The organism is Geobacillus sp. PK12 (assembly GCF_004123125.1).
GTDB classification, from domain to species: Bacteria; Bacillota; Bacilli; order Bacillales; family Anoxybacillaceae; genus Geobacillus; species Geobacillus zalihae.
On the sequence record NZ_SDKL01000027.1, the window covers coordinates 25,334 to 35,608 of the forward strand.

The following is a 10,275-nucleotide window of genomic DNA, read 5'->3' on the forward strand; positions in this document are numbered from 1 at the left end:
TGATTGCGTGAAAGGGGTGTTGTGAATGGCTGTAACGATGATGGATACGGTGGAATTGAAGCGTCAAAAAAAGCGGGCGGCGATTTCCAGTGTGGTCGGCACGACGATTGAATGGTACGATTTCTTCCTTTACGGGACGATGGCCGCTCTCGTGTTTCCACAATTATTCTTTCCAGAGGGAGATTCGTACGTCGCCCTGATGCAATCCTTTACCACCTTTGCGTTAGGATTTATCGCCAGGCCGGTCGGCGCCGCGATTTTCGGCCATTTCGGCGACCGCATCGGCCGGAAGGCGACGTTGGTCGCCACGCTGCTGTTGATGGGATTGGCGACGGCGTTGATCGGCCTGATGCCGACCTATGAGCAAATCGGCCTGTGGGCGCCGGTGCTAGTGACCGCGCTGCGTCTCATTCAAGGCATTGGCGTCGGCGGGGAATGGGGCGGCGCAATTTTGATTGCGATGGAGTGGGAAGAAGGCAAACGGCGTGGGTTTATGGCCTCGCTGCCGCAAATGGGCGTGCCGTTCGGGCTGTTGTCCTCTTCCCTTGTGACGACGCTGATGCTTGCGGCGGGCGGCGACAGCTTTTATGCGTGGGGATGGCGCGTTCCGTTTCTCATAAGCTTCCTTCTCATCGCCATCGGGCTGTACATCCGGCTGAAAGTGCTCGAATCGCCGCTGTTCCAAGAAGCGATGAAAAAACAAGAAACGAGCAAGATGCCGGTCGGCGAGGTGCTGGTCAAGCATCCGCGCGAAATTCTATGGTCAGCGCTTGCGCGGGTGATTGAAAACGGGTCATTCTACATTTTTGTCACATTTATCGTCAGCTATGGGACGACATTTTTGGGGATGGAAAAAAGCGTTTTCGTCAATGTGACGATTATCGCTGCGGTGATCAACGCGCTTTCGATCGTCTATTCCGGCCATTTATCCGATCGGTGGGGCCGCCGCCGCGTCTACATGACGGGCACGATTTTGTTGATGCTTTGGGCGTTTCCGTATTACTGGCTGGTCAATACGAAAAGCGTCGGGCTCATCTTCTTGGCGACGGTCGTGGCCATGGTGTTCCACGGCATGCTGTATGGCCCGCAGGCGGCCATGATCGCGGAAAACTTCCCGACGCGGCTTCGCTACAGCGGCGCTTCGCTCGGCTACCAGCTGGCCTCGATCATCGCCGGCGGCCCAGCCCCGCTCATCAGCACGTGGCTGTTGCACAAATACGGCAGCGCCACCGCCATCTCCTTCTATATCGTCGTCATGGGCTTGATTTCACTCGCTGGGGTGAAAATGCTGCAAGACCGTGCGCGCCAGGCGATTGATTAGATGAATCGGACTGAACACCACTATGGGCGCCTTTGCGTTCGGGCAAAGGCGCTTCTTCTTGCCGCCTGCTAAGGATGACGGTGGGCGGGATATGTTTGCCTTACACGTTCATGCTCATGATAATGGTGTGGTGCTTGAATCCGAGTGTTTCATACAGTTTCATCGCTTGATTTCCTGCATATACACGCAAACGAACCTCTGAATATCCATCTTGTTTCAAATGTTCGATGCCGGCTTCTATTAATTTCCTTGCCATTCCCTTTCCTCTAAATTCTTCTAACACAAACAATTCATAGATGAATCCATATCTTTTCCCAGTAAGCAGGTCTTGACTTGCTCCGATTAAAATCCAACCTATCAGATGATTGCCTTCCGTTGCGATCAAATAATAGCTCCCTTTCTGCAATAATGGCTCAATCAGTTGTTTGACTTTTTCATCTGACGGTTTTGCTTCGCCTAATGTGCCTTCGAATAATGCTTGTGGTGTGAGTGATAAAATCGTTTTGTATTCCGAATCGTTTGGTTTTCTAATTTCCATGGAGTTCCCCTCTCCCAATGATTCATAGATGGTTGGTTAGGCTTTTTTAGGCACTGGATCTTCGAAAGTCACGGGCTTCACAAACACGGCGGTCTCCGGGCATCTTTAGGCCATGCTGTTCGTACGACGATCGGTTGGCCGCTTGTCGCCGCCAACCGTCTTCTTTCGGTATTTTCCAGGGCCATCCACTTGCTTTTGATTTCCCTACTTTTCAAGCAATCCCCGAACATCTTCCTCTGGGAGATCCACCAACCGGGCAATGTCTTCCACCGTCATTCCTTTGCGCGCCATGTTGCGAATCAGTTGCTTCATTCCTTGTTTCATTCCTTGCTTGATCCCTTGTTCAATCCCGCGTTTCATTCCTTCTTCCAATCCCTCTTTCCTTCCCTTTTGCTCATAGGAAATGATCAGCTCCAACACTTTCTCTCTTTCTTTCGTTTCCATCGCCTTCACCTCTCTTTGCAGTTGTTGCTCTTCCTCCTCCGACAGCTTCACATATGTTTCAAAAAAGCCCAACAGCAGCCGCTGCCTCGCTTCATCCAGCTCCAATCGCACCAACATGCGCAAAAACTCTTTTTTCAACTCGACTTTCTCACTTTCAGTATACCCCATTTTGCCAAGAAGGGCAGCCGCAATCGGATTGTCATGCCGAATATAATCCCGCCAATGTTTCTTGCGCAGCTCTACGGGGAAAAAGCGAAACTGCAGCACGTCGCCAAAGGGAAACTCGATCGAGAATACGGACGGTTCCTTGCGGAGGGCATCATAGCTGAAGACGGCGATCGGAACGATGCGGGTGCGGTATTTTTCGAACAAACGGCTGAAATAAAGAAACATTCGCTCGGGGAATGACGGTTGGATATACGCCTGGTTTTCTACATGCACAATGATCAATCCGTCTTCTGCTCTCAGCTTCGTCTCAACCAATAGATCGACGCGGTATTTTTCACCTGCCGTGACATCGGTGAACAGTTCTTCGGATAGAAAGGACAAATGGCGGAAATCAATGTGTTCGTGCATGTCAGGGAAAAAGAGGAGAATAAACTCTTCGAAGAACGTTTGGATTAGTTCTTTGAACAATCGGTCATGGTCAATGGCCATTCGATCACCTCGCTTTGAAACTTTACATCATATTGATTCGTGAGCAGAAGAAAAAATCCTGCATGGAAACTATAAAAAATCGATTACGAGAAGGCTGGTGGAAAAACGGCTGTCACCAGCCAATCAACGGCATTTCGCCAAAAAGAAGGAGCAACCCATGTCTGAGACGGATAGGAAAAACAACGCTTGACAACCGTCCTGTCTTTCCGATACGATGGTGATGTAATCGATTACATAAGCGAGAGGACTACGACCAATGGCAAGCATAAAAGACGTGGCGAAGCGGGCGAACGTATCGACGGCGACCGTGTCGCGCGTGTTGCGCAACACGGGCAACGTCACCGAGGAGACAAGGCAGCGCGTGCTTGAAGCCATTGAAGCGCTGAACTACCAGCCGAACGTGCTCGGCCGGTATTTGCGGCGGATGGAGACCGAGACGGTGCTCGTCGTCGTGCCCGATATTACGAATCCATTTTTCTCGAAAGTGCTGCGCGGCATTGAAGCGGTCGCCCTCAAGCACGGCTATCAAGTGCTGCTTGGCGATACGCAAAATGACGCGCGGCTTGAGGAGCAATATTTGAACGTATTGCCGCAGCGGCAAGTCGACGGGATGATTTTTTTGACCGCCCGCATCCGCAAAGAGCTGATGGAAGAGATGGCGCGCCAGTTTCCGATCGTCTTGGCGTGCGAGTATTTGGAAGGGGCGGACATCCCGACCGTTTCGATCGACAACATCAGCAGCGCCCGTAAGGCGACCGAACACTTGATCCGCCTCGGCCATCGCCGCATTGCCCACCTGTCCGGGCCAATGAACATCATTTTAAGCCGCGACCGGCTGCGCGGCTACCAACAGGCGCTGGCGCAGCATGAGCTTGAGGCGGACGCTGCGCTCGTGCAGGAAGGCGATTTTACCTATGAGTCCGGATATCATTTGACGCTCAAGCTACTCGCCCTTGAGAAGCCGCCAACCGCGATTTTCGCCGCCAACGATGAGATGGCGATTGGGGCGATCAAAGCGGTTCGCCATCGCGGCGGGCGCGTTCCCGACGATGTAGCCGTTGTCGGATTTGACGACATTCACATGGCCTCGATTTTTGAACCGAGCCTTACAACCATCGCCCAGCCGATGTTTGAGATCGGCCAAAAAGCGATGGAGTTGCTGCTTCGGCTCATTGAAGGAATCGATGTCGAGCGGCGCCAGCTCGTTCTTCCCGACCGGCTTGTCATCCGCGATTCATGTGGAGGCGGGCGCTCTGTCTGAAGAACTGGACAGAGCGTCCCGTTCCGGTCCTGGGGGACGGGCGGATTTTCCGGTGATGATGTAATCGATTACATCACGAGGAATGATGGGAGAACCGATGGAATATGGAAGCCGCAAACATAAAATGCAAGGGGGAAAAGGACATGGGAAACACGATTCCAATCCGCCTCGGCTTGATTGGAGCCGGAGGGATTTCCAAAGAACATATCAAGGCGGCGCTCGCCCTGCCCGAGCGCGTCGTCTTGCAGGCGATTTGCGACGTCAATGAACAAGCGGCCGCGGAGAAAGCGAAAACGTACGGCATCCGTGAAGTGTATCGCGACTACAAGGAACTGCTCGCCTCACCAGATGTCGATGCCGTCATCATTACCGTGCCGAATTTTTTGCACGCCCAAGTGGCGGTCGACAGCTTGCGGGCCGGGAAACACGTGCTTTGCGAAAAGCCGATGGTGACGAAAGCGGAAGAGGCCGATGCCATCATCCGCGCCCGTGATGAGTCGGGAAAACAGTTTATGGTGTCGTTGAACAACCGCTTCCGCCAAGCGGCGCAATGGCTGCATGAGCGAATTCAATCCGGTGCGTTCGGCGAGATTTATTACGCGAAAACGGGCTGGGTGCGCCGCCGCGGCATTCCCGCATGGGGGGCATGGTTTTTTGACCGCGAGCGCTCCGGCGGCGGTCCGCTCATTGACTTGGGTGTCCATATGCTCGATGTGACCCTTTGGCTGCTCGGCAATCCGAACCCGGTTGCCGTGACGGGGAAAACGTACGCGAAGTTTGGCCCGCGTCGCCAAGGGGCATGGCCGGGAACGACGTTTTCGCCTGATGCCGCCTATACGGTCGAAGATTTCGCCGCGGCGTTCATCCAGCTCGAAAACGACGCGACGGTGCTGCTGGAGACGAGCTGGGCGTCGCACATTGAAGAAGAGCGGGCATATGTCGAATTTCTTGGCACGGAAGGCGGCGTGCGCTGGGAGTGGAACATCGCCGGCAACCGCCAAGAAGTGAAATGGTTCCGCAACGAACACGGCGTTCCGGCCGATGTCACGCTCCATTTTGAGGACCAGGGCGAACGGGTGGCGCTCCTTGACCACTTTGTCACGAGCATCACGGAGGAGACGGCACCGCTTTGCACGGCGGAACAAGGGCTTATGATCGCTAAAGTGTTGGAAGCGATTTACGAGTCGTCCGAACAAGGGCGGCAAGTCCGCATTGAATGGTGAGAAGCGGTGCTGGCTTCCCGCGAGCTGTGAACCAAAAACAAGCCGTCCTTGCCTTTATGAACGCAATCCGAAAAAAACAAGGGGGATCCATGAATGACTACACCCATCCGCGTCGTCGTCTGGAACGAATTTCGCCATGAAAAGAAAAATGAACAAGTAAGAGCGATTTATCCGGAAGGCATGCATACTGTCATCGCGAGCTACCTGGCTGAAGCGGGATTTGACGCCGCGACCGCTGTCTTGGACGAACCGGAGCACGGCTTGACCGACGAGGTGCTCGACCGGTGCGACGTCTTGATCTGGTGGGGGCATATCGCCCATGACGAAGTGAAAGATGAGGTGGTCGAACGCGTCCACCGCCGCGTGCTCGAAGGAATGGGGCTCATTGTCCTTCATTCCGGCCATTTCTCGAAAATTTTCAAAACGCTGATGGGGACGACATGCAATTTGAAATGGCGCGAGGCGGATGAAAAAGAGCGTCTCTGGGTCGTCGCCCCGGGCCATCCGATCGTCGAAGGAATCGGTCCGTACATCGAGCTTGAGCAGGAAGAAATGTACGGCGAGTTTTTCGACATCCCAGAGCCGGACGAAACGATTTTCATCAGCTGGTTTGAAGGTGGAGAAGTGTTCCGCAGCGGCTGCACGTTCACGCGCGGGAAAGGGAAAATTTTCTACTTCCGCCCCGGCCATGAAACGTATCCGACGTACCATCACCCGGATGTGCTGAAAGTGATCGCCAACGCCGTCCGCTGGGCCGCGCCGGTCAACCGCGGGGAAATCGTTTTCGGCAACGTCAAGCCGCTTGAGCCGATCAAAGCGAAACAAGGAGGGGGGACGCCATGAACCGGATCAACGTCGGTATTATCGGCACCGGCTTTTCCGCTTCTTCCCATATTGAGGCGCTCCGCCGCCTGCCGTTTGTGAACATCGTCGCCATCGCCTCAAGCAGCCAAGAAAAAGCGGAGGAAGCCGCGCGCCGATTCGGGATTCCGAAAGCGTACGGCGACTACCGCGCTTTAATTGACGACCCGGACGTCGAAGCCGTGCACAACTGCACGCGCAACGTCCTCCATTTCCCGATCAACAAGGCCGCGCTCGAGGCAGGGAAACATTTGTTGTCGGAGAAGCCGCTCGCCATGGACAGCGAACAGTCGGCGGAATTAAAGCGGCTCGCTGCACAAAGCGAAAGCCTTAGCGCGGTCTGCTTCAACTACCGCCACTACCCGCTCGTTGTCGAGGCGAAAGAGCGGCTCGCCCGTGAGGCGAAGCGCGTTCATTTCGTGTACGGCGGCTATGTGCAAGACTGGCTCTTGTATGACACGGACTACAACTGGCGGCTCGACCCGGCGCAAAACGGCCCGTCGCGCGCCATCGCCGACATCGGTTCGCATTGGTGCGACACGGTGCAATACGTGCTCGGCAAGAAAATCGTCGAAGTGTTCGCCGACTTGCGCACTGTCCATCCGGTCCGCTACAAGCCGAAGCAGGAAGGGAGCACGTTCACATCCGGCCGCAGCCAAGACGCCGAGCCCGTCCAGATTGACACGGAAGACGGCGGCAGCGTGCTCGTCCATTTTGACGACGGCACCCACGGGGCGTTTACGATTTCCCAAGTGAGCGCCGGCCGCAAAAACCGGCTCTATTTTGAAATCGCCGCCGATGAGATGACGCTCGCCTGGGACCAAGAGCACCCGAACCGCCTCTGGGTCGGGCGCCGCAGCGGCCCGAACGAAGAAATCGTCCGCGACCCGGCGCTTTTGTCGCCGCAAGCCGCCGCTTACGCCCATTACCCGGGCGGCCATGAAGAAGGCTGGCCGGACGGGCTGAAAAATTTGTTCCGTGATTTTTATGGCGCCATCATCCGGAAACAACGCGGCGAGGCGCTTGGGGAACTGCCGTTTGCGACGATCGCCGACGGCCACCATACGATGAGGATCGTCGACGCCATTTTGGAAAGTCATCGCACGAAACAATGGGTGCGGGTGGCGGAATAAGCGTGGGAGTTCGTTCGATCCGCTCATCCGACGAGAAGCAACAACAGCGCGGCGCGGCGGCCGTCCGGCCGTTGCGCGCCGTCAAAAGGGGGAGAATGACAAAATGAAAGTAGGCGTATTCACCGTCTTGTATCAGCAGCTGCCGTTTGAGGAAATGCTGGACAAAGTCGCCGCCATGGGCATCGAAGCCGTTGAGCTTGGCACCGGCAATTACCCGGGCAGCGCCCATTGCGATCCCGACGCGCTGTTGGATCAGCCGGAAAACATCAAAGCGCTGAAAAAAGCTGTCGCCGACCGCGGCCTCGTCATCAGCGCGTTAAGCTGCCATGGCAACCCGCTTCATCCGGACAAAACGTTCGCGAAACAGTCACATGACACGTGGCGGAAAACGGTCAGGCTCGCCGAGCAGCTCGAAGTCCCGGTCATCAACGCCTTCTCCGGCTGCCCGGGCGACCATCCCGGCGCCAAATACCCGAACTGGGTCACATGCTCCTGGCCGCCGGATTACTTGGAAATTTTAAAATGGCAATGGGAAGAAGTCGTCATTCCGTACTGGCGCGAAGAAGCCGCGTTCGCCAAGGAGCACGGCATCACGCAAATCGCTTTTGAAATGCATCCGGGCTTTGTCGTCTACAACCCGGAAACGCTCCTCAAACTGCGCGAACATGTCGGCGACGCGATCGGCGCCAACTTCGACCCGAGCCACCTGCTTTGGCAAGGCATCGACCCGGTTGAGGCGATCAAACTGCTCGGCCGCGAAAAAGCGATTTTCCATGTCCATGCGAAAGACACGTACCTAGACGAAACGAACATCCGCAAAAACGGCGTGCTCGATACGAAACATTACAGCCAAATCCTCGACCGCTCATGGGTGTTCCGCACCGTCGGCTACGGACAAAGCGAAAAAATGTGGCGCGACATCGTCAGCGCCCTGCGCGCCGTCGGCTACGACTACGTGCTGTCGATCGAACATGAAGACATGCTCGCTTCGATCGATGAAGGGCTGTCCAAAGCCGTCGCGCTTTTGAAAAAGGTGCTGTTCAAAGAAGAACTGCCGGAGATGTGGTGGGCGTAAAAAATAGCGGCAAGGGAACACGATCCCTTGCCGCCTGCCGTTTCAAACGCCTGCGCCAGTCAGCCAACCGTCTGCCCCCATTTGTCAATGAGCTTCATCAACATGCGGACGAAAAACGATAAGGCAAAAATGGTGACAAATGAATGCATCCATGTCCATCGATGATACTCAATCAAATCCGTATGCTTTTCATACAACACCTCAACAGCCGTTAACGCAGCGGCATACAGCGCACATTGGCCGATGATTCCAGGAAGGCGCGAGCGGCGGGAAGTTTGATAGAAATACACACAGATGATCGGATACAGGAAGTATTCAAACAAAACGCTCGTCTCGAAATAGCGCCCTAAAAACCGGACGGGATACTCAAGCCAATGGTCTTCAACGACGATCACCCCAAAAAAAGTAGAAAAATACGCTTTCAACAGGAACACTATCACCTTTTCCTTGACTGGCGGGGTTCGCAAGGCGAAAAACAACAAGATCATCCCAACAACAAGCAGCGCCCACAAATGGATCCGGTCCATGGCTTATTGTCCCCTGTGAAGAATTTGCCTACTTTGCTAGTATGCACAGCCGAACAACGATCTTATTCCGTCCAGTTGTGTTTGCCCCAAACTAGAACGCCGCCCACCCGCTGCACCAATCGCGAAAGAGACCCCCAACGCCCGCAGAGGGGCCAACCGCCTGCTTTATACCGCCCGCGCCGTTTGACGGCCTACGCGCCCTTTCATGAACAGCAGCCGGTGCCCGTCCACCGTCAAATCGATCATCGCGCCATCCAACACATCATCGCCTGACTTTTTTCCGTTTGCCTGCAAGTACGCGACCCGGTACCACTTGCGCCCATACTCAAAATACATGTACCGCCCGCGCCGGAAATCGATCCAAAACTTCACCCGCTGGCCATTGACGTTCTTCCATACATACCCCCACGCCCGGTCTTGGCGGATCGGCGCCATTTTTGGACGCGCGGAATTGATGGCTTCATAATACAGGCGGTGTTTGATGTCAAACAGCACCATCCCGTTTGCCTCCTTTTGGACATGATACTATATGTATAGCGCCAAACGGGCAAAAATAGACATGCTGGCTCACTCATTTCGTCTCAGCATTCGCCCAGCGAGCAACCGAACGGCCAACGTCAACAGAAACATTGTAACGAGTGAGTATTCCCACTTCCAACCATGATATTCGATCAAATCCGTATGCCGTTCAAAGACAACCTCAAGGGCCGTCAGCACCGCCGCATACCCCGCGCATTGCGCCGCCACACCCGGCCAGCGCGCTCGGCGCGAGGTGGCATAGACGTATACACTGACAACCGGATAGAGAAGATATTCAAAAATGACGCTGTTATTTGTATAAGAAGCAAAAAAACGGACCGGATACTCGAGCAGCCCGGCCCCTGCCACGATCGAACCGAAAAAACTCGCCGCATATGCATTCAGCAAAAACGACACCCATACATCCCGCGCTGGCAAAATGCGGAAACTCAACAACAAAAGCCCCACCCCGACCGCAACAAGCGCCCAAAGAATCCATTGTTCCATGATCGCCCCCTGGATGCGAATGATGTCGATTTTTCTTTAGTATGGGATGAGGGAGGGGGGAGTATGTGAATTTTTTAGTGTTTTCATTTTACGACAGCGCAATAGGCCTTAGAAGTGATGGTCTTATGTATGTTCTGTCCTATGAAAAAAAGTGGAATTTTGTAAAATATATAAGTTGAATTAAAGATTTACAACTGAACACACAAACG

11 protein-coding genes are annotated in these 10,275 nt (G+C 54.5%); 6 read left to right on the plus strand and 5 right to left on the minus strand.

Annotated features, from left to right (window positions below; translation table 11 throughout):
• The first annotated feature begins 25 nt into the window (after positions 1–25).
• A complete protein-coding gene (locus ETR37_RS10125; RefSeq protein WP_015375214.1) occupies positions 26–1,321 on the plus strand; it encodes an MFS transporter in 1,296 nt (431 codons plus the stop codon).
• Positions 1,322–1,421: 100 nt separating this feature from the next.
• Here the strand turns inward: ETR37_RS10125 and ETR37_RS10130 are convergent, their stop codons facing one another.
• Together ETR37_RS10130 and ETR37_RS10135 are read right to left on the minus strand one after the other, a co-directional pair.
• Positions 1,422–1,859 (minus strand): GNAT family N-acetyltransferase, encoded by a 438-nt coding sequence (locus ETR37_RS10130; protein ID WP_015375213.1) that lies wholly within the window; start codon positions 1,857–1,859, stop codon positions 1,422–1,424.
• 204 nt (positions 1,860–2,063) lie between these two features.
• Positions 2,064–2,960: an Rpn family recombination-promoting nuclease/putative transposase gene (locus tag ETR37_RS10135; RefSeq protein WP_129447211.1), complete on the minus strand. Its 897-nt coding sequence runs from the start codon at positions 2,958–2,960 to the stop codon at positions 2,064–2,066.
• A gap of 256 nt (positions 2,961–3,216) precedes the next feature.
• Here ETR37_RS10135 and ETR37_RS10140 point away from each other — a divergent pair, with 256 nt between their 5' ends.
• From ETR37_RS10140 to ETR37_RS10160, 5 genes are all read left to right on the plus strand, one after another.
• Entirely contained in the window at positions 3,217–4,221 is a 1,005-nt protein-coding gene (locus ETR37_RS10140; protein ID WP_129447212.1) for a LacI family DNA-binding transcriptional regulator, read from the plus strand.
• Between the two features lie 143 nt (positions 4,222–4,364).
• Positions 4,365–5,444, plus strand: a complete 1,080-nt coding sequence (locus tag ETR37_RS10145) for a Gfo/Idh/MocA family protein (protein ID WP_015375210.1) — start codon at positions 4,365–4,367, stop codon at positions 5,442–5,444.
• 93 nt (positions 5,445–5,537) lie between these two features.
• Positions 5,538–6,287, plus strand: a complete 750-nt coding sequence (locus tag ETR37_RS10150; RefSeq protein ID WP_129447213.1) for a ThuA domain-containing protein — start codon at positions 5,538–5,540, stop codon at positions 6,285–6,287.
• On the plus strand, positions 6,284–7,438 hold the full coding sequence (locus ETR37_RS10155; RefSeq protein ID WP_081132921.1) for a Gfo/Idh/MocA family protein: 1,155 nt from the start codon (positions 6,284–6,286) through the stop codon (positions 7,436–7,438). The genes ETR37_RS10150 and ETR37_RS10155 overlap by 4 nt, the downstream gene beginning before the upstream one ends.
• Positions 7,439–7,541: 103 nt before the next feature.
• Positions 7,542–8,513 carry a sugar phosphate isomerase/epimerase family protein gene (locus ETR37_RS10160; protein ID WP_020279282.1) on the plus strand — a complete coding sequence of 324 codons (972 nt, stop codon included), beginning with the start codon at positions 7,542–7,544 and terminating at the stop codon, positions 8,511–8,513.
• A gap of 59 nt (positions 8,514–8,572) precedes the next feature.
• On the opposite strand, the gene ETR37_RS10165 is transcribed toward ETR37_RS10160, so the two are convergent.
• From ETR37_RS10165 to ETR37_RS10175, 3 genes are all read right to left on the minus strand, one after another.
• Complete coding sequence (locus ETR37_RS10165; RefSeq protein WP_020755134.1) at positions 8,573–9,040, minus strand: CBO0543 family protein; 468 nt, start codon at positions 9,038–9,040, stop codon at positions 8,573–8,575.
• Positions 9,041–9,205: 165 nt separating this feature from the next.
• Entirely contained in the window at positions 9,206–9,538 is a 333-nt protein-coding gene (locus tag ETR37_RS10170) for a hypothetical protein (RefSeq protein WP_129447214.1), read from the minus strand.
• A 69-nt stretch (positions 9,539–9,607) separates the two neighbouring features.
• Complete coding sequence (locus ETR37_RS10175; RefSeq protein WP_205728143.1) at positions 9,608–10,066, minus strand: CBO0543 family protein; 459 nt, start codon at positions 10,064–10,066, stop codon at positions 9,608–9,610.
• Positions 10,067–10,275: the final 209 nt, after the last annotated feature.

Excerpts from the sequence above, each read along its gene's own strand:
- ETR37_RS10125 (WP_015375214.1), top strand. The coding sequence starts at position 26 with ATGGCTGTAACGATGATGGATACGGTGGAATTGAAGCGTCAAAAAAAG.
- ETR37_RS10130 (WP_015375213.1), bottom strand. The coding sequence starts at position 1,859 with ATGGAAATTAGAAAACCAAACGATTCGGAATACAAAACGATTTTATCA.
- ETR37_RS10135 (WP_129447211.1), bottom strand. The coding sequence starts at position 2,960 with ATGGCCATTGACCATGACCGATTGTTCAAAGAACTAATCCAAACGTTC.
- ETR37_RS10140 (WP_129447212.1), top strand. The coding sequence starts at position 3,217 with ATGGCAAGCATAAAAGACGTGGCGAAGCGGGCGAACGTATCGACGGCG.
- ETR37_RS10145 (WP_015375210.1), top strand. The coding sequence starts at position 4,365 with ATGGGAAACACGATTCCAATCCGCCTCGGCTTGATTGGAGCCGGAGGG.
- ETR37_RS10150 (WP_129447213.1), top strand. The coding sequence starts at position 5,538 with ATGACTACACCCATCCGCGTCGTCGTCTGGAACGAATTTCGCCATGAA.
- ETR37_RS10155 (WP_081132921.1), top strand. The coding sequence starts at position 6,284 with ATGAACCGGATCAACGTCGGTATTATCGGCACCGGCTTTTCCGCTTCT.
- ETR37_RS10160 (WP_020279282.1), top strand. The coding sequence starts at position 7,542 with ATGAAAGTAGGCGTATTCACCGTCTTGTATCAGCAGCTGCCGTTTGAG.
- ETR37_RS10165 (WP_020755134.1), bottom strand. The coding sequence starts at position 9,040 with ATGGACCGGATCCATTTGTGGGCGCTGCTTGTTGTTGGGATGATCTTG.
- ETR37_RS10170 (WP_129447214.1), bottom strand. The coding sequence starts at position 9,538 with ATGGTGCTGTTTGACATCAAACACCGCCTGTATTATGAAGCCATCAAT.
- ETR37_RS10175 (WP_205728143.1), bottom strand. The coding sequence starts at position 10,066 with ATGGAACAATGGATTCTTTGGGCGCTTGTTGCGGTCGGGGTGGGGCTT.